The organism is Acidobacteriota bacterium (assembly GCA_009838525.1).
Lineage (GTDB): Bacteria > Acidobacteriota > Vicinamibacteria > Vicinamibacterales > UBA8438 > VXRJ01.
Genome location: VXRJ01000038.1, coordinates 83,283 through 106,417, shown reverse-complemented (window position 1 = coordinate 106,417; position 23,135 = coordinate 83,283). Strand labels below are relative to the sequence as shown.

The window sequence follows — 23,135 nt, the reverse complement described above, 5'->3', positions numbered from 1 at the left end:
AATCAACGAGGCAAGCGTGGTCGGCACGCTAGCAGTAAGGCATTAATTGTGAATAGCTTGCAGCATTTCCGTTACGAACTGTGACCTTTCAGCAGGTTGTCCGCTCGACCCCCATAGGCGAGACTGATGGGTGAAGAAAACCAAAGTCTCACCCCAGAGGGCCGAGTAGACATCCATCAGAATGCCAGAACCACCCCTGCGAGTCGAGCCGAACTGGTGGCTCGCGTGCTCGACGACCACCTGCCCGTGAGCCTCGTCGCGGCGGCGGCGGGCGTCTGTCCCCGCACCGTGCGCAAGTGGGTCGCCCGGTACCCGGCCGAAGGCCGAGAGGGCTTGGCGGACCGCAGTTCGCGGCCCCATCGACAGCCCCGAGCCACGCCGGCAGCCATCGTCTCCCGCATCACGGCGCTGCGACGCCAGCGGCAGACGGGCGTCCAGATTGCCCGGACCGTGGGCGTCTCACCCGCCACCGTCAGCCGCGTCCTGCGCCGGGCGGGCCTTCATCGACTCGCCGCGCTCGAATGGGCTCCGCCCGCGCCGATACGCCCGATACCTTGAAGTCCCCGATGTCGCGCGTTGCGACTCGCATGCCTTGGACGAGAGCAATAGCGGCTATCTGCCCGTCGGCGACGTTGAGCCGCGCGCCGTCCTGTTCGGCCCTGGCCGCCACGTCTCCGTAGACCGCGGCGGCACGTTCACGGTAGGTCGACGGGCGCTTGACGCTGATCATGGTCGCGGAGGAACGGTTCGATATCTGCACCCGGCTCGACGACCGCGATCAGATCGTGTGGGAATTCTGTCGACGACACGGATTCCTCGGCAGCCTGATCCAGGACCATTCGCGCCAGCGCTTCGAGGCTGCACCCGCGCTGTTCGGCGTGTTGTCGAAGCCGCTCCTTTGACTCTGCCGACAGGTTGCGAATCGTGATGCTAGCCACGACAGATTCCTCCAACGACCGCGCCAGCTCCATGATTGCGTGCAATCACTTTCCGTGCAACGGCCTCGAAACCACAGACACGGGAGCGTGAACAACTGTTGCGAGCGAGCTTGTCCCCAAGAGCGACTGGCCGGTGGTCGCTCGAATGCCGGTCTAGGTTGCGTGGCTCCGTTCGTGCGCCAGCAGCCGTTCCTTGGTCGGCAGGCCGCCCCCGTACCCCACGAGCGTTCCGTCGGCCCCGATCACGCGGTGGCACGGGACGATGATGGCAATCGGGTTGTGGTGGTTGGCGCCGCCGACGGCGCGTGACGCAGTGGGCTTTCCGATACGACGCGCCAGCTCGCCGTAGGAGATGGTCTCGCCGTACGGGATCCGCTGCAGCTCCCGCCACACCCGGCGCCGGAACGGCGTGCCGACATTCAGTCCGAGGGGCAGGTCGAACGTCGAACGGGCGCCGGCGAAGTACTCCGCCAACTGCTCCTTCGCCTGGGCGATGGGGGCCGGCAGATCGTCGTTACAGCAGCACCAGGCCGGGTCGGGCGCGTTTGACGCCTCCTTCGGGAGGTTCACCTGATCGATCTGCGTGTCGTCTCCAACGATGCGCATCGTGCCGATCGGCGTCGGGAAGTCGTGGTACAGCTTGGCGGCAGGTGGCGTGCTGGCGTTCGGCAACGTGTGATCCTCCTTCGTCCTGTTGCTAGCGCGTTCTGAACAGGTCGCTCTGCACGACCCGGTGAATCATCTGGCGGACGGGATGTCCGTCGCTTCGTCCTCGTTCGACAATCTGCTCGACCGCGTCACGATCCGCGAACTCGATCTCGGCGCCGGTCGAGAAGACCAGCAGGTTCGACGCGAGGTGACGCGCGACCTGGTCGAGCTCCTGCTCGAGCAGAAGCCGCTTGTAGTCCCGGATGTCGGCAAACGCCTCGCCCTCCGGCGTCACCCCGCTCGGGTCGACCGCCGGTCCCTCGGTGTACGGGGCCGGGTAGCGCAGGCCGCCGCCGACGTCGATCTCGCCGCCCGACAGGCGGTACCGCGTCCGGAAGCCGCCGATGGGATCGAACGACTCCATCGCGAATCCCGGTGGATCGATCACACGGTGGCAATTGGCGCACACGGGGCTGGAGCGATGCGCCTCGAGTTGTTCCCGAACGGTCGTCGTGCCGCGGGTGTCGGGCTCGAGAGCGCCGACTTCGGCGGGCGGCGGTGGCGCCGGCCGGCCCAGGAGGTTCGCGAGCACGAAGTTCCCCCGGGGAATCGGCGACGTCGTCGTCCCGTTCGCCGTGACCTTGTGAATGCTGGCCTGCGTGAGCAGCCCGCCGCGCGGGCTGTCGGCCGGCAGCATCACCTTTCGCATGTGTTCGCCCGTAATGCCGGGGATGCCGTAGTGCCCGGCGAGCTGGCGGTTCACGAAGGTGAAGTCGGCGTCGACGAGCGACCCCGCGCTGAGGTCCCCGGCGATCAACTCGGCCAGGAAGAGCTCGGTCTCTCGCACCATCGCCTGCCCCAGCCGATCGTCGAACTCGGGGTACATGCCCCGATCGGGAGTGGTCGCCTTCAGCTCGTTGAGCCGGAACGCCTGCCCGACGAAGTCCTTGACGAAGCGCTCGCGCTTCGGATCGTCGAGCAGCCGGTCGACCTGCCGTGCGAGCACGTCGGGGGCGGACAGCCTTCCTTCGCCCGCAAGGTCGAGAAGCTCGGCGTCCGGCATGCTGCGCCAGAGGAAGTACGACAGGCGCGTGGCCAGGCCGAAGCCATCCAGGGTGGAAGCGGCGACGTTGGGATCGGACGAACTGGCGTGATACAGAAACGCCGGCGCGCTCAGGATCGCCCGAAGCGGCAGACGGACCGCGTCCAGAAACGGCTGGCCGTCGTCGAGCAGCGGACGGGCCAGACTCGCGTAAGCCTCGATCTCCCCGTCGGCCAGCGGTCGCCGGAACGCGCGCGGGGCAAGGGCCGCGACGATGTCGACGATGTGACCGTAGGGGTCCTTCGTCAGCCGGATCTCGCCGTCCGCGTCGAACTCGACGCCGGTCAACAGCCGCCGCGTGCTCCGGGGAGGCCATACGCCATCCGTCAGGAGCGGCCCCTCGATCGTCATCGTCTTGAGCGCGACGCCTTCACCCGGATGGTGCTTCAGCCCACCGAACCCGCTGTGCGGGTCCCCAGGAACCGCGTGCGTGGGTCGCGGGCCGTCGAGATCCGCGGGCACGGGCGCGATGAGGTCACCGGGGCGGAGATACGGCGTGACCTCAACGGTCCGGATCCCCTCGCCAATCAGGTCGAACTCGCCCAGCAGCTCTTCCAGCGCCGGGACTCCGCCCCCCGACCGGTGCCCCCGGTAAAGGGACAGCGTCACGGGGCTGACCGCCTGGTGGGGATAGGCCTCCACCGCGACCCGGTACCGGCCGGGGACGGTAACCCGGTGCCCCTCGCTCTGGCTGTTGACGGTGTAGGTGGATGCGGCGTCGATGAAGGCAACGTAGGCATCGTCGAGTTGCTTGACGATCCCCTGCCCCAGTCCCGTGTTGTTGGCGACGCGGTGGAGATACTCCGACTTCGCGTACTCGATGACGTAGGTGTCGGTCTCGGGAGCGGGCCCGACAAGAAGAACCCCATCGAGCGCCCGGTCGGCCGCCTCCAGGTAGCTCCGCACGTGAATGGGCGACATGCTCTGGTACGCCGCGACCGTGTCGAATCCCCCGGAATCGGCCTCCGCCGGCAGCAGCGGAATCAGGTTGGAGGCGACCACCTCGTCGATTCCCAGCAGGTCCTGCATCGTGTACGCGTACTCGAGTCGCGTGAGCCGGCGAAGCGGGGTCCGCTGCTCGCCGCGGGCGGCCCGGCTCGCGTCGACCAGCGCCTGCTTCAACGACCCGAGGGCGGTCGCGACCACGGCCGCGTCGGGTCGTGGGGCCGCGGCCGGCGGCATCTCGCCTTTCTCTAGCCGCTCGTAGACCCGCTCCCAGACCTTGAGGGTCTCCGGGTCGGTCAGGTCAAACCCGAGGCGTTCGAGATTGAGCGGCGTGACGGTGCGCGCGCTGTGACACTGAAGGCAGGACGACTCGACGAGCGGCGCGACGTCGGCTGCGAACGTCTGGGCGGCCGCGGCGCCGGGCGCGGTTAGCGTCGCGAGCACGAGAATCAGCGTTGCCAGCCGCGTGGTCGAGAGCGTGAGCATCGGAGTTCTTCGCCTCGTGTCTCCCGGTAGTTTAGCGCCTCTGGATTTCCCTCAACCGACATGCCCGGCGCCATGCCGGGCGGGGGCGGACATGGGTGCGCCGGCAATCAGAACTGAATCCCAGCGCCAACGTGGACGCGCACCGACCCGACGAGATCGTGCGCGACATCGACATGGACCTGGAAGAACTGCGGGGCGAAGAAGACGCCGACGCCGGCCCCGTCGAGGAACTCCGCGCCCCGGAGCGGTTGGCCGGCGTCCCAGACCGCGGCGCGGTCATAGAAGAAGCGCAAGCCGGCACTGCCGACCGACAGCGGTGAGGTCACCGGCACCCGCCATTCGAGCGAGCCGGCGAGCAGGCGGTCGCCCATCCGCACGCCGACCGGCCAGCCGCGAAGTGTCGCGCCGCCCCCCAGAAGTGGCTGTTCGTAGAGCGGAAGGGGGCCGGACGCGCCTTCGTACGACAGCCGCGCGGCAACGACGGACTGCCCGGTCACGCCGACGAATGCCCGCGCGTCGAGCCGCGGCCGCACAATTGGCCCACGGCCATCAATGGCGATCCGTTCGACCGACGCCGCCAGCCCCGCCGTGTTGCGCGGGAAGCTCGCGGCCGCGGCCGGGCGGTAATCCACTCCCACCTCGGTGCGCGTCAGCCGGTCGACGCCACCCCCGAACCGCACCTCGTCCCGCGTCAGTGCGGCGTGAAACCGCACACCGGACGAGAAGCGGCGGTCGGCGCCCACGCGGACGCGGGTGCGGTCGTCCACCAGTCCGAGCGCGGGATGCTGCCGACGGGCGCGCGACCCGCCAGCCAGCAGGCGATCGACGATGCGACCGGGCAGTGGAACGTCCAGCTCCATCTCTACCCCCCGCTCACCGCCCCAGGTGGCCGGGACCGACACGCGGCTCCCCTCCCCCGCGACGTCCAGCAGGCTGAACCGCGCACCGTAGGTCAGGCCGTAGCCTTCCTCGTAGCGCAGGACCGGCATGAACATCGGCTGACCGGCGAGACGGGTCAGGGCGCGCAGCAGGTCGTTCCGCACCGATGCAGCCGGCTCTTCGCGGACGACGATGACCAGCGCGACGCGGTCCGTGGCGGTTAGCGATCGGTACCGCTTCCGCACTTCCACCGTGGCGAACCGGCCACTGGCGAGCAGGCGATCCGTCACCGTCTCGAGCAGGTCTGGCGTGACCGCGTCACCGAGAGCGACTCCCACCAACTCCAGCATTTCGGCATCCGGAATCGAGTGGTTGCCGTGGACGCGCACTTCGGCGACCGTCTCTGTGGTCGGTGGCGACTGCGGCTGCGCCGCCACTGCTGGCGGGAGAGCCAGGGCCGCCGCTAGCGCGACGAGGATGCCCCCAAGGCGGCGCGAACTCATCGCACGGGTGGACCGAACGAACGGATCCGGCCGCCGCTCTCCGCCTCGCGGTAGTTGGTGTACCGGCGGATGTTGTGCGCCTCGTACCGGCCGGTGGCGAGTGAGAACGCGGCCCGCATCTCCACCTCCGACGGCAACCAGACGCCGGCGAACGGCTGCTGCATGGTCATCGAGGCCGTGAGCTCTTCGACCCGGAACAGCCAGCGTCCAGGCAGGAACTCGAAGCCGAGATTGTCGAACGTGTACCGGACGATCTGATGCTCGTTGGGATCGATCCAGAGGGTGACCAGCGCCGTCTTGTCGAGGTCGCTCTCGATCTCGCGCGCCCTTTCGTCATCGTCCCGGTCCTCGGCATCGGACGGGCCGGCGTCGTCGTCGCTGAACATCTGTTCCGGGTAGTACTCGATTCGGACGACCTCATGGCCGTCGAGCGTCTCGCGCCCCACCAGGTAGTAGCGCCCCGGTTCGAACTGGAAGTCAAGGAAGAAGGAGTCGGAGACGAAGCCCGGCTCCAACCCGTCCATGACACGATCCGAACCGGCTGCCGGGCCACCGGTGTCGGACACCTCAGGCAGGGCGAGCAGCGCGCGGTTCGCCTCCCGCAACCTCTCGGCCCGCTGGCGACCGTCTACGCCGTCCGCCGGCGCCGCTTCGACCCCGTCCACCACCGCGGCATCCACCGGCGCGATCCGCACGCCGTCACGCACCGCCAGCTCGAACAACTCGAGAAACTGTGCGAACTCCTCGTCGGTGGCCGACCCCGCGGCGGGCGCGATCTGCGGAAGCGCCCCGTCGAGCATCGCCCGCAGCTCGTCGCGCATCAGGCGGTCCGCTTCCAGCATCGAAAAGCCGTCCCGAACCTTGGCGACCGCGCGGCCGAATCCGACCGAGTCAACGCCCCCGCGCTCCTCCAGGATCCAATCCGCCGCGCCGATCATCGCGGCCTGGCCGTCGTTCCAGTCACGCGCCTGTCGCGCGATCGTGTCGAGCAACTCGAAGTCGACGCTGCCGCCCCACTCCCTTTCGATCGCGATGCGGACATTCTCGCGCGCCGTCCGGCGCGACCAGCGCGCCGGGGACTCCCGTTCGCGCAGCCGGCGCCGCGAGCGCCGCTCCTCCTGCCGCAACCAGTCCGCCTCGTACTCACGCCGCGCGGCCTCACCGATAGTGACGCCATCGATCCGAACCGGGCTGCGGACGAAGATGCCATCGCGCTCGTACCACGTGTAATCGCCGCGCCTCCCCCAGAGCGAAACGCCGCCGGGTCCGCTCAACTGGCCCTCGGCCGTCTCGTCGAGGATGTACTGCAGGCGCGCCGCGGCGTTCTCCTCCCGCTTCTCCAGGACCCGCTCCATGAAGCGGTCGAGCTCGTTGTCGGTCTCCTGCTGGCCGGCGCGTGGCGCGGCGACGGACCCCAGCCACAGCGCAATCGCCAGCGCCATGCCGGCCGCGGCGGCGGACCGGCCTCGCGTCGCACGCGTCAGGTTCATCGGAAGCGGTTCATCCAGCCTTGCTGCCCCCGGCCATGGAGCGCACGGTCATGGCCGGGGGATCAGGTCGCCCTCGTAGGTTACCTTCTCACCCGCAACGATCAGCACGTCGAGCGTGAGCGTCTCGTAGTACGGGTGGCGCACTTCGACCGTGTGTGGCCCTTCCTCGAGACGCACCCGCTGGAAGAACCCGTCGAAGTCGTCGACGAGACCGACGAAGTAACCGTCAACGTATACCTGCGCGTCGCGTGGCCGCACTTTCAGACGCAGGAAGCCGGTGTAGAAGTCGCTGTAGTTGTAGCGATAGCCGTAACCGTATCCGCCGTACCCGTAGGGGTCGTACCAACCCCCGTACGGATCGTAGACGGTGGACCAGACGCCACCGCCGTAGGGACGGTGGCCGACGTGCACGCCAAGGTGGAAGCCGGGGAAGTAGAACCAGGAGCCATGGACCCGCGGCCACCGGTAACCGTGAAGCGGCACGTAGCGGTACCGCACGGGGGACCGCCACGGACGGTAATAGCCGTAGCCGGTCCTGTAGTTGTAGCCGTAGCGGTAGCCGCGTCGGCCGCCTCGATTGTCGTGGCGGTCGCCCCGGAGTCGGGGCCGGCTCGTGTCGATGACGCCGCGACCGCCGCCGCGGCCCCGGCCGCCACCAACCCGTGGTACGGCGCGGCCCCGGTCGACGACCTGCGGCGCGCGCTGCCGCGGCGTGGCGGTGCGTGAGCCTCCGCCGCGGCGACCGGTACGGCTGGTGTCGATCCCCGGGGAGGGCGCCGCCGGACGACCGGACCGAACACCGCCGGTTCGGCCGGGACGGTCAGGCGCGGGTGCCGCCCCCGGAGCACGGCGTGGCGTCGCGCGGCCCCGGCCGGCCACCTCCGGCGCGCGCTGGCGCGGCTGCGCGGTGCGCGTTCCGCCATCGGGGCGACCAGGGCGAGGGGCATCTACCCCGGGAGCAGGCGCAGACGGACGGTTCGGCCGCGCCTCACCCGTCCGGCCGGGACGGCTCGGCGGTGGCGCCGACGGTGCGGCAGCCTCCGGTGCGCGCCGCGACGGGGCCTGTGCTCGCGGCGCTGAAGGACGGGCGGCCGGCGCCCGCCGGGACGGCGCCTGCGCACGCGGCGTGCGCTGCGACGGAGCCTGCGCGCGTGGCGCCTGGGCACGAGGCCGTGGCGCACGGGTACGGGGCGCCTGGGCGCGTGGCGCCGAGGGCCGTGCCGCCGGTGCGCGTCGAGACGGCGCCTGGGCGCGGGGTGCGCGTCGGGATGGAGCCTGCGCGCTGGGCGCACTCCGGCGCGGCGCCTGAGCGCGGGGCGGCGGCGCGGACCGGGCAGGAGGCGACGCCTGCCGGCCGCCGCGGGGACGCGCCCGCTGCGCCTCCGCTGTCTCGGCCGAAATCGCGACGACGGGCGCGCCGAGCACTAACACCAGAAGCGCCGTCGACAAGGACGACGTGAAGCGCGGCATGAGGCGTGACATGGTCCATCTCCTCCGTGCTCTTTGATTACCGTAGTCCCAATCCGGGAATCGAGCACGCACGATCGAGATGCATGCATACGGCATGCCAACTTAACTGCCAAGCCTTGGAGCGCTGGAAACGGGGCTTCCGTGAAGATGTCGATCTGCCGACGGCGTAACCATCTGCCTCTGGAGCGGACGAACCTGTCCTCGACAGGGTACGGGCAGTTATTCCGTCGATGTCAGCCGTGCGCGCTTTGCCCGCTGCCGGAATTACGCGACAATAGGCGCTGCACATCCAGGCCGCGCGGGCGGCAGTCGGACCGCTTCCCGATAACGGAGAGATTCTTGATGCGAACTGCACAGCGACGGAGTGAACGGACGGTAGGGGGATGGATTGCAACCGCGCTCGGGCTGGCGCTCGTGGCGCCGGGACTCAACGCGGTCGACTGGCCGGAATGGCGCGGCTCCGGCCGTCAGGCGGTCTGGACCGAAGATGGCATCATCGACCGCTTCCCGGCCGACGGGCTGGATGTCACCTGGCGCAGGCCGATCAACGGGGGTTTCGCCGGGCCGGCGGTGGCCGACGGACGCGTGTTCGTCGTCGACTTCGAGTTCCTGCCGGAAACTCGGGTGATGGATGGCACGGAGCGCGTGCTCGCCCTCGATGAGGAAACGGGCGACATCCTGTGGACGTACGAGTGGCCGACGGCGTACCGCAATCTGCAGCTTTCGTACGCGACGGGACCGCGCGCGACACCGACCGTCGACGACGACCGGGTCTACGTCGCCGGCGGAGCCGGCATGCTGCTCTGCCTGCAGGCCGAGACGGGCGAAGTGGTCTGGCAGCACGACACGGTGAACGAGTACGACACGACCGTACCGGTCTGGGGGACGGCCAGCTCGCCTCTCGTCGACGGCGATCTGCTGATCCACGTCGTCGGCGCCGAGCCGGACGGCCTGGTGATGGCGTTCGACAAGATGACCGGCGAGGAAGTCTGGCGCGCCATCAACGTGACGAACGAGATGGGCTACGGCCAGCCGGTCATCTACGAGGCCGGCGGCGTCCGCCAGTTGATCGTCTGGCACCCCACCGCGCTCAGCTCGCTCAATCCGGAGACCGGTGCGATCTACTGGTCCGAGCCGTGGGACGTCCGCTCCAGCATGACGGTGACGACGCCGGTGCGTAGCGGCAACCAGCTCTTCGTGACGCAGTTCTACGGCGGTTCGATGATGCTCCGCCTGGCCACGGACCGCCCCGCCGCCGAGCTCGCCTGGCAGATCAACGGCACGAGCGAGATGCCGGAGGACACCCTGGCCCTCCATTCGCTCATCACGACACCGATTGTCGATGGCGACTACATCTACGGGGTCGACAGCTACGGCGAGCTGCGCGGCCTCGACGCGCGGACCGGGGACCGGCTCTGGACGTCGGACGAGATGACCGTGCAGCGCCGGTGGGGCGCCGCCTTCATGGTGCGCCACGGCGACCGGTACTTCGTGAACAACGACGCCGGCGACCTGATCATCGCGCAGTTCACGCCGGAGGGCTACGTCGAGATCGATCGGACGAGGCTGATTGAGGCGACCTCGCAGGCCGGCTACGGGCCACGGCGCTTCGAGGATCGGGGAGTCAACTGGACGCACCCGGCGTATGCCAATCGCCATCTCGTGACGCGGAACGACGAGGAGATCATCCGCGTCTCGCTGGCGGCTGAGGATTACCAGTAACGCGGGCAGGAGCGAGGGCAGGAACGCGGGCAATTCGCGGAGGGCAATGCGATGAAGAGCAGAACGATCTGGGGCCGGCGCTGGCCGGCCATGGCGGCGGCGGGCGTACTGGCGGCGGCGTTGCTGGCATCGGGCGGGTACGGGGCCGCGCCGTTCGCCGCAGGCGCGGCGGAAGACATCGTCGTGGCCGAGGCGGAGTCGGTCGGCATGTCGTCCGAGCGGCTGAAGCGGATCAACACATTCATTCAGGAGTACATCGACAGCGACCAGATCGCGGGGGCGGTGACCCTGGTGGCGCGCAAGGGAAGGGTGGTCCACTTCGAGGCGCAGGGCTGGCGCGACGCGGCGAACCAGATCCCGATGACGACGGACGACATCTTCGTGCTGATGTCGATGACGAAGCCCGTTGTCTCGTCGGCGCTGATGATGCTGTTCGAGGAAGGAAAGTTCCTGCTCGATGATCCGATCGCCAAGTGGATCCCGGAGTACGAGAACCATAGCGTCCGGATCAACGCCGACGGCGTCCGCCCGGTCACCGTGCCGGAGACACGGCCCGTCACGATACGGCATGTCCTGACCCACACGTCGGGCCTGACGATGAACCCGGCCGGCAAGGGGCTGACCGACGCGCAGATCGCGAAGGTGACGAACGACGGCAAGGGTTGGCCGACGCTCGCCGAGCGGGTCGCCGCGGCCGCCATCATCCCGGGCGCGTTCCATCCGGGCGACGAGTGGCAGTACGGCGACTCCACCGACTATGTCGGCGTTCTCGTCGAGAAGATCTCCGGGCAGACGCTCGATCAATTCCTGCGCGAGCGGATCTTCGAGCCGCTCGGCATGACGGACACCTACTACTACGTGCCGCAGGAGAAGGTGGAACGCATGCCTTCGGTCTACCGGCCGGACGCCGACGGCAAGATCGAGCTGATGGTGCAGCCGGAGTACGTCGAGCCGCGGCCGATGTTCCGGGGCGTGGCGGGGCTTGCCGGCACCACCACGGACTACTACCAGTTCGCGCAGATGATCGCGAACGGTGGCGAGTTGAACGGCGTGCGGCTGCTCGGCCGGATGACCGTCGACAACATGATCAGCAACCACATCGGTTCCGGCAAGGACGTCTACGTCCGCGGCCCCGGCTACGGGTTCGGACTCGGCTTCGGCGTCCTCACCGATTCGGCGCGGGCGACCGACGCGCTGTCGATCGGCAGCTACACTTGGGGCGGCGCCTACGGGACGCTCTACTGGGCCGACCCGGTGGAGGACCTGATCGGCCTGTTGATGATCCAGATCCGGCCCTACAACCACCTGAACATCCGCCCGATGTTCTCGAACGTGGTGTCGCAGGCGGTCATCGACAGCCTGGCGGATCAGAAGCCGAAGATCATGGGGCGACCGACACCGCACTGACGCGAGGCGGATCGCGCCGCGCGCGCACGGAGCTTGGTCCGCCGGCCTCCAGGCCGGCATTTCCGGAACGCGCAGCGCACGGAGGGAGCAGGTGATGGGGATCAGACGGAGCGCGCGCGTGCTCGCCGCGGCGGCGGCCGTCGCTCTGGCGGCCGTCCTTTCCGCGCCGCCGGCCGCCGGTCAGGATCGCGGCGACGTATTTCCGTTCCCGGTCACCACCTTCGAGTTGGACAACGGCCTGAAGGTGGTGGCCGTCGACTACGACAGCCCCGGCGTCATCGCCTACTACACGGTGGTCCGGACCGGCTCGCGGAACGAGGTGGAGCCGGGCTTCTCCGGCTACGCCCACTTCTTCGAGCACATGATGTTCCGCGGCACGGAGAAGTATCCGACCGCCGCCTACAACGAGGCGGTGAAGGTGATGGGGGCCGACTCGAACGCCTTCACGACGAGCGACTGGACGGCCTACCACTACGTCGCGGCGGCCGACGCGCTCGAGACCATCATCGATCTCGAGTCGGACCGCTTCATGAACCTGCGCTACACCGAGGAGGACTTCCGGACCGAGGCGGGCGCCATCATGGGCGAGTACAACCTCAACTTCTCCAACCCGGTGGCCCTGCTGCGGGAGCGGCTCCTCGACCTCGCCTACACGACGCATCCCTACAAGCACACGACGATCGGCCTGCTGGAGGACATCCGGAACATGCCGAACCACTACGACTACAGCCTGCAGTTCTACGACCGGTACTACCGGCCGGAGCACTGCATCATCGTGGTCGTGGGGGACGTCGACACGGCGGAGCTGGTGCGGCTGGTGCAGCAGTACTACGGCGGCTGGGAGCGGGGCAGCTTCGTGCCGGAGATTCCGCAGGAGCCGACGCAGACCGAGGCGCGCGAGGACCGCCTCACCTGGCCCAACCCGACGTTGCCGTGGCTGATGATGGGCTACCACGCGCCCGCCTTCTCGGACGAGCGGATCGACATGCCGGCCCTCGACGTCCTGTCGCAGTTGCTCTTCTCGGAGACCTCTCCCCTCTTCCGGAAGCTCTACCTGGAGGAGCAGGTGGTCGACGTCGTCCAGGGGAGCGCGCTCGACAGCCGTGATCCGCCGCTGTTCACGATCATCGCGCGGATCACGGACCCCGAACGGATCGATTTCGTCCGCGACGCGATCATCGCCGAGATCGAACGGATGAAGACCGAGCCGGTCGACGCGGACGTGCTCGCGGCGACCAAGTCGCACATGCGCTACGGCTTCGCGATGGGGCTCAACAACCCCGGCGGCATCGCCCGGACGCTGGGGCATTACCTGCAGTTGACGGAGGATCCGGAAACCGTCAACCGCGTCTACCGGCTCTACGACGCGGTGACGGCGGAGGACGTGCAGCAGGTGGCGACCGAGTACTTCGCCCCGACGAACCGCACTGTCGTCGTCATGACGCAGGAGGAACGGCCGTGACCGCGGCCCGGACGGCACGGCAGCATATGCTACGCCGGCCGGTGCGCCGGCCGGTGCGCCGGTCTCCAGACCGGCATCCGGCGCTGGCGATCGTCGCGGCGCTCTTCCTGACCGGCGCCCTTGCCGCGTGCGGTCCGTCGGACCCCGGTAGCGGCAGCGACTCCACCGGCGGCGACCCCGCCATCGTCGAGCTGCCGGTGGCGAACTCGCCCCTCGTCACCTTCCGGATCGGGTTCCAGACCGGCTCGGTGGACGACCCGCCCGGCAAGAACGGGCTGAATGCCCTCACCGCGCTCATGATCGGCCGCGGCGGCACCTCGTCGATGACCTTCGAGGAAATCACCGAGGCGCTGTACCCCTGGTCCGCGGCCATCCGCGCGCAGTCCGACAAGGAAATGACCGTGCTCGTCGGTGAAGTGCACGTCGATCACCTGGAGCCGTTCTTTGCCATCGTGCGCGACCTCGCGACGGCCCCGCGCTTCGATCAGGCCGACTTCGACCGGAACCGCGACTTCCTCGTGAACAGCGTCACCGCCGGCCTCCGCGGCAGCAACGACGAGGAACTGGGAAAACAGGCGCTGAACGCCCTGATGCATGCCGGGCACGCCTACGAGGCGCCCTCCATCGGCACCGAGGAAGGGCTCGGCTCACTCACCCTTGATGACGTTCGCGCGTTTCATGCGTCGCACTACACCCGTGACCGGGCGCTGGTCGGCATCGGCGGCGGCTATCCCGACGGGTTTGCCGATCGCGTGCGGGAGGAGATTCTCGACGCACTGCCGGTGGGAGAGGGGCCGCGCGCGGCCATCGCCGCACCCGCCACCCCGAACGGCTACGAGCTACTCATCGTCGAGAAGGAGGCCATCGCCACCGCCATATCGATCGGCTTTCCGATCGACATCACGCGCGCCGATGACGACTTCTTCGCGCTGATGGTGGCGAACTCCTACTTCGGCGAGCACCGGACGTTCAACGGCCTGTTGATGAACGTGATGCGCGGCGCTCGCGGGCTGAACTACGGCGACTATTCCTACATCGAGAACTTCATCCAGGACGGCGGCTCGCGCCTGCCGGTCCCGAACATCCCGCGCAGCCGCCAGTTCTTCAGCATCTGGATCCGCCCCGTGCCGCACCACAACGCACACTTCGCGCTCCGCCAGGCGATTCGCGAGCTACGCCGCCTGGTGGACGACGGGCTCAGCCAGGAAGACTTCGAGGCGACGCGGGAGTTCCTGCTGAACTACTCACGCCTCTACGTCCAGACCACCGGCCGGCGGCTCGGCTACCGGATGGACTCCGCCGCCTACGGCATCGGCGACTTCATCGAGGAAATCGCCGCGCGACTACCGGCGCTGACCCTGGAGGACGTCAACGGCGCCATCAGCCGCCACCTGCAGGCGGACAACCTGGCCGTTGCCGTCGTCACGCGTGACGCCGAGACGTTCCGGGACGCCGTGCTCTCGAACACGCCGTCGCCTCCGACCTACAACGCCGACGTGACCGAGGCAATCCGCGCCGAGGACGCCGAAATCGAGGTCTTCGAGCTGCCGTTCACGACGGAGCGCACACGCATCGTTCCCGTCGACGAGATGTTCCGCACCGTCGGCGCGCTCTGACGCCAGACTAGCGGGCCAACTGCAGTAGCTCGTTCATGGCGCCGGAGCGGTAGCCGTCAGGGTCGACTTCCACCCGCGCGAACCCGGCGGCGCGGAACCCGGCCGTGACGTCGCGCAGCAGGGCCGCGTCTTCGGTGAGTCTTGCCACCTCTTCGGGCGCCACCTCGACGCGCGCCAGCTCGCCGAAGTAGCGCACCCGGCAAACGCGGAACCCGTGCTCGCGCAGCACGCGTTCGCATTCGGCGACGCGCGTCAGGCGCTCGGGCGTTATCTCCGTTCCGTACGGAAAGCGGCTGGACAGACACGCGAGGGCCGGTTTGTCCCAGACCGGCAGGCCGATCCGCCGTGCCGCCTCACGGATATCCGCCTTGGTGAAACCGGTCTCGTCGAGAGGAGAGCGGACGCCCAGCTCCTGCGCGGCGCGGCGCCCCGGACGGACGTCGCCCCGGTCGTCGACATTAAATCCGTCGATGACACGGGGGATGCCCAGGCGTTGCGCTTCCTCCACCGCGTGGCCGTACACCTCGGTTTTGCAGAAGTAGCAGCGATTCACGGGGTTGGCCGCGTACCGGGGGTCGTCCACCTCCGCCGTCTCGATCAGCAGGTGGCGCGCGCCGAGCTGCTCAGCCAGCTCGCGGGCGGCGGCGCCTTCCTCCGGGGCGAGGCTGGGGGAAACGGCCGTAAGTGCAACCGCCCGGTCACCCAGCACGCCGACCGCTTCGGCGAGCAGGTAGCCGGAGTCGACGCCGCCGGAGAAGCAGACGACGACACGGTTCAACTCGCGCAGAAGCCGCCGGAGGCTGGCAACGCGATCGTCGAGGGTGCCGGTCTGGAGACCGGCGCACCAATCGGCACCCGCACCGGCGGTCTGACCGGCGTTCCGGGAGGTGTCTCGGGGTACCGCATTCTCAACCAGCGCCATGAAAATAGTGTAGCGTTTCACGTTTGCGGCGGCCGCGCGCCATGTCGGACGCGCCGGCGCCAAGCTCCCGGCCCGGGAATCCACCGCACGGCTCTACCATGCCCGAACCGATTCAGACCACGACGCTGCTGCTCGGCACTGCCGCGTCGCTGGCGATTCTCCACACCCTGCTCGGCATCGATCATTCGCTGCCGTTCGTGGCACTGGCCCGCGCCCGGGGCTGGACGCTCGGCCGGACCCTCACGATCACCGCGCTATGCGGCGCCGGGCATGTCGCTTCTTCGGTCGTCATCGGCGCGTTCGGCGTCGGCCTGGGCGTGGCGACCGACCGCCTGCTGTGGATCGAGTCGGCGCGCGGCGAGTTGGCCGCCGCCCTGCTGATCGGTTTCGGCCTGGCTTACGCGGCATGGGCCGTCTGGCGCCGCTTCCGGGGCGTGGGCGGCGCTCACCGGCACGCCGGCGCGGACGGCCAGGTCACGCCGGGCGCTTTGTTCGTCGTCTTCCTCCTCGGTCCCTGCGAGCCGCTGATCCCGCTGATGATGGTCCCCGGAATGGCCGCTGACTGGGCCGCGCTGCTGGCCGTCGTGGCGGTGTTCGGCCTGCTCACGGTGGCGGTGATGCTGGCCGCGGTGGCGGCGGGCTACTCCGGCGCCCGCTGGCTCGCCGCCGCGCCACTCGTCGGGCCGGGACGGGGCGGGATCGGTCTGCTTCAACGCCACGCGGATGTGGCCGCCGGCCTGGTCGTTGCCGCCAGCGGCGCCGCGGTGCTGGTGCTCGGCATCTAGTTCCATGCTGATTGACCTCCTGCTCATCGCTGTCGGGTTTGCGCTGGTCGCCAAGGGAGGCGACCTTTTCGTCGATTCGAGCATCAAGATCGGCAAGGCGCTCAGGGTTCCGCGGATCGTCATCGGCGGCACCCTCGTAAGCCTGGCGACCACGGCGCCGGAGCTGGTCGTATCGGCGACCGCCGCGTTGCGCGGCGATCCGGGAATGGCTCTCGGAAACGCCGTCGGCTCCTGCATCTGCAACATCGGCCTGATTGTCGGCGCGGTGGCGCTGATCATGCCGGTCGACGTCGACCGATCCGACTTCATCCGGCGGGCGACGTGGATGGTGTCGGGCGGTCTGCTGGTGATCGCTTTCTCCTGGGACCTGTCGATGGAACGGGTCTTCGGCGGCCTGTTGCTGGCCGGAGCATTCGGCTACCTCGGCTGGGACCTGCTCGGCATCCTGCGGTCGCAGCGCAACGGCGGGGCGTCGGAAGCCACGGCCGAGGACCGGGCGGGGCTGTCCGGGGCTGTCGGCTGGTTCTCGATCGGTGGCGGGTGCGTCCTCGCCGGCAGCTACTTCCTTGTTACCTCCGGGCAGAACCTTGCGTTGGCGGCGGGCATTCCGTCGTCGGTGATCGGCTTCACGGTCATCGCGATAGGCACGTCGGTGCCTGAGCTGGTCACGGGCGTGACGGCGGCCCGCAAGGGCGTGCCCGACCTGTCGCTCGGCAACATCATCGGCGCGAATGTCCTGAACCTGTTCCTGATCGTCGGCATGTCGGGCGCGATCGAGCCGCTCAACCTCGACCTCTTCAGTCAGCGCTACGGCCTGCCCTGGATGGCGCTCTTTTTCCTGACGGTGATCGCCGTGGTGCTGAAGTACGGCGTCGTTCGGCGGCCGGCGGGAATCGTGCTGCTCTCCCTCTACACGCTCTACGCGGTCGGCATAGGCGTCGGCATCGCGCTCGGGATGGTGTCGATTCCGGCCGGCTGAGGCCGCGCGCCAGACACGGCGCACCGTTCTTGCCGGCCTGGAGGCCGGCGCACCGGCCAGAGCTAGCGTTCCGCCCCGCAGCTCCAGCACGCGGTGAACTGCGCTTCTATCTCCTCGCCGCACCTGCGGCAACGCCACGTCTCAGCCTCCGTGGGGGCGGGCGCGCCCTTGGAGGCGGCGTACTCCTCGGCGATCTCGACGGCGCGGGCGTAGAGCACCGCATCGTCCGCGAGCACCCAGAGCGAGGGACGGGTCTCCATGCCGAAGAGGGTTCCGCCCTGGAGCGGCACGAAGTCGGCGCCGCGAATCACGACGTCAATCCCCTCGCGCTCGAGCAGACCGCGCAGCAGGTGGGCGTCGCCCTGATCATCGGCGACGTAGATCTTCCGGAGGTCCGACATCCAGGATCCGGTGTGCGCGCCCCCCCCGAGACTACGGCGCCGGCGGCACGTCGATCGGCAACTCGGCGCCGAACATGGCGGTCCGATCCTGATCGATGGCGGCCCAGCGCAGCAGGGCCTCCACATCCGGCTCGACCATGCCGTCGAACGCGGTCACGCCATTGACGCTGACCATGATCGGCTGCGTGAAGTCGAACTGCTCGGGCGACAGCAGCAGGGTGAAGCGGCGAACGCCGCGGGTGTAGACGTTGACCCGGTTACCGCGCTGATCCAGCTCGACGCGGCCGGCCGGGTTGCGTCTCGGGAACGCCTGCCGGCCCTGCGGAGCGGCATCGGCGGGATAGACCAGCGCGACGTCGAGCCGCTCCCCCGACCGCTCGATGACGAGAGGGATCCGCTGCCCTGGCGCGAAGCCGATGAGCGCCTCCTTCAGGTCGTCGACCGACGGGTTGAACTGGCCGTCGACGGCGACGATGGTGTCGTTGTCCACCATCCCGCCGGCCGACGCGATGGAATCCTCGCCCACCTCCAGGACGCGCAGGCCAGTGCCGTCCTGCAACTCGCCGATCATGTTGATGCCGAGCTGCATCCCCTGGTTCGGATCCAGGATCGTGTTGTACGGGTCGAGTTCCGGCTCCCCGTCTACCCCGCCCAGCTCGTCGATCACCAGCCAGTGGGCCCGGTTGAAACGGTCCGTCGAGCCCGTCTCCCAGGAGACCCGTGGCGGCAGCGAGCGGCGCGTCTGCTCGGCCATGAACGCCGTCATGGCCTCCGCCTCGTCGTCCCACCAGTCGGTGTTGTGGCCTGCCTCTGGCCGGGCGCGGAAGTCCAGAAAAACTCCCGCATCCTGAAAAAGCCGCATGAAGGGAATGACCGTCGCCGCCGGATAGAGGCGGTCGCGGCCGCCGTTGACGACGAAGAGCGGCTTGTTGCGGAGGTTCGTGACGTGCAGGTCCGCATCCACCTCGGAGGCGGGGTTGGCGAGAACTACCGGATGGCCAATCAGCAGGATGAAGCCGGCCCATGGCGTGGTCGCCGTCATCGCCTGGTAGTAGCCGCCCGTCGCCCCGTCCGAGACGCCGATCATATGGACCCGGTTCTCGTCGATGTTGTAGGTCCGCTTCAGGTCGTGCACGACGCCGATCAGGTTCTCGACCTGGCTCCCCTCCCACCAGAGCGACTCCGCCCATGAGAGCGGCGCCACGACGATGGCGTCGTCGCGCGCCAGGCGCTCCTCCCGGCGCCACCAGCTTCCGTCGTCCCGCTTCGGCCGTGACACACCTCCATGGAGGTAGACGACCAGCGGGTAGCGGACCGCCGGGTCGTAGCTGTCCGGCACGCGGACGATGTACGGGTGCTCCACCCCATCGCGGTTGGCGCGGGCCAGCAGTTGCCGGCCGGTCGGGACATCGTCGCGGTAGGTGCGGCCGGCGCGGAGGCGGGGCCAGACCGACTCGATGTCCGGATCGAGGGCAAAGATGCCGGACGACGCGGCAGCGAACTCCGCGTCGGTCGCTGACGCCCAGAACCGCTCTACCGCGGCGTCCAGGGCCTCATTGTCGTTCGACGACTGTCCGGCCAGCGCGACGGGAACGGCAGCCAGCCAGAACACTGCCGCCGCGCCGGTGACCAGCGCCAGAAGCCTGGCGCCGGCGCGCCCGACAGTGAGCGCAGGCCGCACGCGCGTCGCAACCGCGACGCGCGTCACCCGGGTCACGGCTGGCCTTCAGTCGTTGCCTGCGCGCCACCCAGGCCATGCTGGCCCAGGAAGCGATGGATCGTCTCGAAGATGGCGATAGTCTCGTCACGGCTGAATCCGCCGTGCCCGCCGCCCGGAACGGTATGCAGCTCGTTCGAGACGCCGGCGCCCGACAGTGCCTCGTGCAGCCGAACCGCATGCTGGTGCGGAACGATCCCGTCGGCGTCCCCGTGGATCGTCAGCGTTGGCGGAAGGCCGGAACGGACATAGGAGAGCGGCGAAACCCGTTCCGCCACGTCCATCCGGTCGGCGAGGCTTCCCATCCAGCGCACGGCGTACGACTTCTCGTTGGCGCCGGCCAGGAGGTCGCCCACGTCGGTGATGCCATACCAGTTGATGATGGCGGCCACGCCGAGTTCGCCGCGCGGCTGGCACTCCAGGTCGAGACCCGATGAACCGGGAATCATCCCGGTGGTGAGCGCCAGGTGTCCGCCGGCCGAGTTGCCGGTGACGACGATGCGGTTGGCGTCGAAGCCGTAGTCGTCAGCGTTCGCCTTCACCCAGTGGAGGGCGCAGAGGCAGTCCTCCACGGCAGCCGGCGCGCGCGAGACCCGGCCGAGGCGGTACTGCACGTTGACCACCGCCCAGCCCATCTCGAGCCAGGGAAGCAGCCGGAGCACGTTCGCCTCCTTGCTGCCGCCCACCCAGCCGCCGCCATGGATGTACATCAGGACCGGCGACGGGCCCGGGCTGTTGCGCGGGAGGTAGAGATCGACGCGGTTCTCGAAGCCGTTCGCGACGTGGTACGTCACGTTCGGCACCACCCGGTACTCGTTGGAAACGTGAGATGCCCAGGTTTCGGTCTGCCCGAGCTGGGCGTCCGCGTCGGATGGCGCTCCCGCCAGGGCGACGACGGCAAGCACGCAGGCGACGACGAGAGATCGACTGGTCATGGCCCTTCCCTTTCTCTGCGGACGGATTGTCCGCAGAGTATAGAACAGCTAGCGCCGATCCCACGCCCGCCGGGGCGCGCCGTCAACTCTACTGCAGGTCTTCCGCGGCGGCGTCGATGCCCGCCTGCCCACAGATCGCGTCGTTCGCGCCGGTGTCGCCGCTGACCCCGATGCCGCCGACGTGATAGCCGTCAGCCGTCATGATCGGCAGGCCGCCCTCAAAGTAGATGATGCCGGGGACGAACGCCGCCGCGCCGGGGTTGCCGCCCGCAAACGCCATATCGCCCCACTGCTTCGTCGAGCGCGGGCTGACGGCGGAACTGCGCGCCTTTCCCATCGCAATCTCCTGCGACAGGAACTGCGCATCGTCCATCCGGTGGTAGGCCTTCAGGTTGCCGTGATTGTCCATGATCGCGATATGCATCAGCCATCCTTCCGCCTCCGCCCTGGCGAGGCAGCCGTGCACCATCTTCATGGCGGCTGAAGCAGTCAGGATTGGCCGATCTTCCGCCGCCTCGGCTCCCGGGGCGAGCGCAACGGTCAGAGCGACAACGGTGACGGCGGCGAGCAGACATCGAACGAACATGATCAACCTCCCAGGTTAACGCGGTACGTCGCGAGCGCGGCACATCGTGCGTGCGGCTCGGCACTAGCCAGACCCGTCACGAGTCGGCCGGCTCTTCACGAACTGGCCGGGCCATGGCGGGCTGGGCCAATTATAGCTGTAACGCCCCCCCGGGCGGGCTATCATGGCCACTTTCCGGAGACGCCATGGATAGACGATTTCGCACATTCTTCCTTGCGGCAGCCATCGCCCTGTTCGCGGCGTCGCCCGGGCTGGCGCAGATCACCGAATTCGACCTGGCGGTGGTCGAGTCGCCGGCCCTCGACGGCCGGCGCTTTGGCGACGTCGGCCAGTACGAGCTGCTCCGGGGCATCGTTGCGGGCGAGGTCGACCCCGCCGACCGGCGGCACCTGCACATCGTCAACCTCGATCGCGCACCGCGCAACGCGGCGGGCCGCGTGGCGTATCGCGCCACGGTGGAGATCTACCGCCCGGTCGACATGAGCCGGTGGAACCGGGCGATCTTCCACACCGTCTCGAACCGGGGCGGCGCGGGCGCAGCCGAACCGGCGCTGCTGGAGCGCGGGTTCGCCTTTGTCCGGGTGGGATGGCAGGGCGACCTGACACCGACCGACTCCAACATCGTTGCCTACCTGCCGGTCGCGACGGAACCCGACGGCTCGCCGATCGCCGGGCCGGCCCTCGAGGAGTTCATCTTCAACGATGGGGAGACCCGGTCGTCGGGCCGGCTGACCTATCCGGCCGCCTCACTCGACTCCGCCGGCGGGATGCTCTCGGTCCGCGCGATGCAGAACGGCAAGCGCGAGGCGCCGCCGGACCTGCGGTGGCGCTACGTCAGCGACCGGGAAATCGCGATCGAACGCCCGGCCGGCTTCGACGGCGGGGCGATCTACGAATTCATCTACCAGGCGAAGGACCCGTTGGTGCTCGGGCTCGGATTCGTCGCGATGCGCGACGCCATCTCGTTCCTCCGCTACGAGACCGCCGACGCGGCAGGCAACGCGAACCCCCTCGGCCCGGAGAGCGGGCTGGCGACGACCACCCTCTCGCTCGGCATCTCCCAGAGCGGCCGGATGCTGCGGGACTTCCTCTACCAGGGGTTCAACGAGGACGTCTCGGGCCGGATCGTCTTCGACGGGATCCACCCGAACATCGCCGGATCGCGCAAGACGTTCACCAACTATCCGTTCGGTCAGCCCGGGCGCTGGCAGAAACAGCACGAAGACCACGTGTACCCCGGCGATCAGTTCCCCTTTACCTACGCCACGCTGACCGATCCGCTGAGCGGACGGACGGACGGCCTCCAGGAGCGGTGCCGCGCCTCGAACACCTGTCCCAGGATCGTGCACAGCGATGGTGAGGCCGAACTGTGGCAGGCGCGCGCGTCGCTGATCGTCACGGACCCGAAGGGCAATCACATCGAACTGCCCGATAACGTCCGCGTCTATCTGCTGTCCGGCACCCAGCACGGCGGCGGGCCGGGCGTCCACACCCGTCCGCCGAGCCGCGGAATGTGCCAGAACCTGAGCAATCCCCTGGCCATGGCGCAGACTCGGGCCGCCCTGAGCGTGGCCCTGTACGAGTGGGTGGCTAACGGGGTCGAGCCGCCGCCGAGCCAGTTCCCAACCCTTCGCGGCGGCGGCCTGGTGCCGGCGGACGGCCTCGGATTTCCCGAGATCCCCGGGGTAACCTACTCCGGGTCCTACAATCCGCTACGACTGGCGGACCACCGCTCACTGCCGCCGATGTACGGCGACGCCTACACCGTGCTCGTCGGACGCGTCGACGCGGACGGCAACATGGTGGACGGCGTGCGACACCCCAGCCTGGCCGCGCCGGTCGGAACCTTCACCGGCTGGAACCTGCGGCGCGACGGGTTCGCGGAAGGGGCGCAGTGCGGCGGGACCGGCTCGTTCATCCCGTTCGCGGCCACCGAAGCGGACCGGGAGACGGCGGGCGATCCACGACCGTCGCTCGAAGCGCGGTACGCCGATCACGCGGCTTACGTGGATGCCGTTTCCGCGGCGGCCCGGGCGCTCGTGGAGAGCCGGCTGCTGCTACCGGATGACGCGGAGGCCATCGTCGAGCGGGCGCGGGCCGCGGGAAGCAACTAGCAGCCCGTCGACTGGCTTCCCCGGGCCA

The 23,135-nt window shown here is 68.9% G+C and carries 19 protein-coding genes; 9 read left to right on the top strand and 10 right to left on the bottom strand.

The window, feature by feature from the left end; all coding sequences use genetic code 11:
* Positions 1-126: 126 nt before the first annotated feature.
* Positions 127-558, top strand: coding sequence for a helix-turn-helix domain-containing protein (locus F4Y45_17995; GenBank protein ID MXY26398.1), 432 nt, complete (start codon positions 127-129; stop codon positions 556-558).
* 158 nt (positions 559-716) lie between these two features.
* Positions 717-902 carry a hypothetical protein gene (locus F4Y45_17990; GenBank protein ID MXY26397.1) on the top strand — a complete coding sequence of 62 codons (186 nt, stop codon included), beginning with the start codon at positions 717-719 and terminating at the stop codon, positions 900-902.
* A 189-nt stretch (positions 903-1,091) separates the two neighbouring features.
* Here F4Y45_17990 and F4Y45_17985 read toward each other — a convergent pair whose 3' ends face one another.
* From F4Y45_17985 to F4Y45_17965, 5 genes are all read right to left on the bottom strand, one after another.
* Positions 1,092-1,544 (bottom strand): methylated-DNA--[protein]-cysteine S-methyltransferase, encoded by a 453-nt coding sequence (locus F4Y45_17985; protein ID MXY26396.1) that lies wholly within the window; start codon positions 1,542-1,544, stop codon positions 1,092-1,094.
* 91 nt (positions 1,545-1,635) lie between these two features.
* Complete coding sequence (locus F4Y45_17980; GenBank protein ID MXY26395.1) at positions 1,636-4,119, bottom strand: DUF1592 domain-containing protein; 2,484 nt, start codon at positions 4,117-4,119, stop codon at positions 1,636-1,638.
* A 107-nt stretch (positions 4,120-4,226) separates the two neighbouring features.
* Positions 4,227-5,501, bottom strand: a complete 1,275-nt coding sequence (locus F4Y45_17975; GenBank protein MXY26394.1) for a BamA/TamA family outer membrane protein — start codon at positions 5,499-5,501, stop codon at positions 4,227-4,229.
* Entirely contained in the window at positions 5,498-6,991 is a 1,494-nt protein-coding gene (locus F4Y45_17970; GenBank protein MXY26393.1) for a hypothetical protein, read from the bottom strand. The genes F4Y45_17975 and F4Y45_17970 overlap by 4 nt, the downstream gene beginning before the upstream one ends.
* 48 nt (positions 6,992-7,039) lie before the next feature.
* Complete coding sequence (locus tag F4Y45_17965; GenBank protein MXY26392.1) at positions 7,040-7,870, bottom strand: PEGA domain-containing protein; 831 nt, start codon at positions 7,868-7,870, stop codon at positions 7,040-7,042.
* Between the two features lie 732 nt (positions 7,871-8,602).
* Here F4Y45_17965 and F4Y45_17960 point away from each other — a divergent pair.
* The 4 genes from F4Y45_17960 (at position 8,603) to F4Y45_17945 (ending at position 14,668) form a co-directional block, all read left to right on the top strand.
* Positions 8,603-10,183 (top strand): PQQ-binding-like beta-propeller repeat protein, encoded by a 1,581-nt coding sequence (locus tag F4Y45_17960; protein ID MXY26391.1) that lies wholly within the window; start codon positions 8,603-8,605, stop codon positions 10,181-10,183.
* A gap of 51 nt (positions 10,184-10,234) precedes the next feature.
* Complete coding sequence (locus F4Y45_17955; protein ID MXY26390.1) at positions 10,235-11,590, top strand: beta-lactamase family protein; 1,356 nt, start codon at positions 10,235-10,237, stop codon at positions 11,588-11,590.
* Positions 11,591-11,684: 94 nt separating this feature from the next.
* On the top strand, positions 11,685-13,052 hold the full coding sequence (locus tag F4Y45_17950; protein MXY26389.1) for an insulinase family protein: 1,368 nt from the start codon (positions 11,685-11,687) through the stop codon (positions 13,050-13,052).
* Positions 13,049-14,668 (top strand): insulinase family protein, encoded by a 1,620-nt coding sequence (locus F4Y45_17945; protein ID MXY26388.1) that lies wholly within the window; start codon positions 13,049-13,051, stop codon positions 14,666-14,668. The genes F4Y45_17950 and F4Y45_17945 overlap by 4 nt, the downstream gene beginning before the upstream one ends.
* A gap of 7 nt (positions 14,669-14,675) precedes the next feature.
* Here the strand turns inward: F4Y45_17945 and larE are convergent, their stop codons facing one another.
* The gene (gene larE / locus F4Y45_17940) at positions 14,676-15,590 is read right to left on the bottom strand and encodes an ATP-dependent sacrificial sulfur transferase LarE (GenBank protein ID MXY26387.1); all 915 of its coding nucleotides are present in this window, start codon (positions 15,588-15,590) and stop codon (positions 14,676-14,678) included.
* A 98-nt stretch (positions 15,591-15,688) separates the two neighbouring features.
* Between larE and F4Y45_17935 the strand changes: the two genes are divergently transcribed.
* Positions 15,689-16,375: a hypothetical protein gene (locus F4Y45_17935; protein ID MXY26386.1), complete on the top strand. Its 687-nt coding sequence runs from the start codon at positions 15,689-15,691 to the stop codon at positions 16,373-16,375.
* Positions 16,314-17,354, top strand: a complete 1,041-nt coding sequence (locus tag F4Y45_17930) for a calcium/sodium antiporter (GenBank protein MXY26385.1) — start codon at positions 16,314-16,316, stop codon at positions 17,352-17,354. The genes F4Y45_17935 and F4Y45_17930 overlap by 62 nt, the downstream gene beginning before the upstream one ends.
* Before the next feature lie 62 nt (positions 17,355-17,416).
* On the opposite strand, the gene F4Y45_17925 is transcribed toward F4Y45_17930, so the two are convergent.
* The 4 genes from F4Y45_17925 to F4Y45_17910 form a co-directional block, all read right to left on the bottom strand.
* Positions 17,417-17,881, bottom strand: coding sequence for a DUF2007 domain-containing protein (locus F4Y45_17925; protein ID MXY26384.1), 465 nt, complete (start codon positions 17,879-17,881; stop codon positions 17,417-17,419).
* The gene (locus F4Y45_17920) at positions 17,787-19,472 is read right to left on the bottom strand and encodes a PDZ domain-containing protein (protein MXY26383.1); all 1,686 of its coding nucleotides are present in this window, start codon (positions 19,470-19,472) and stop codon (positions 17,787-17,789) included. The genes F4Y45_17925 and F4Y45_17920 overlap by 95 nt, the downstream gene beginning before the upstream one ends.
* Positions 19,469-20,407, bottom strand: coding sequence for an alpha/beta hydrolase (locus tag F4Y45_17915; GenBank protein ID MXY26382.1), 939 nt, complete (start codon positions 20,405-20,407; stop codon positions 19,469-19,471). The genes F4Y45_17920 and F4Y45_17915 overlap by 4 nt, the downstream gene beginning before the upstream one ends.
* A gap of 88 nt (positions 20,408-20,495) precedes the next feature.
* Positions 20,496-20,993: a heme-binding protein gene (locus F4Y45_17910; GenBank protein MXY26381.1), complete on the bottom strand. Its 498-nt coding sequence runs from the start codon at positions 20,991-20,993 to the stop codon at positions 20,496-20,498.
* A gap of 185 nt (positions 20,994-21,178) precedes the next feature.
* On the opposite strand from F4Y45_17910, the gene F4Y45_17905 reads away from it, so the two are divergent.
* Positions 21,179-23,107 carry a hypothetical protein gene (locus F4Y45_17905; protein ID MXY26380.1) on the top strand — a complete coding sequence of 643 codons (1,929 nt, stop codon included), beginning with the start codon at positions 21,179-21,181 and terminating at the stop codon, positions 23,105-23,107.
* Positions 23,108-23,135 lie beyond the last annotated feature (28 nt).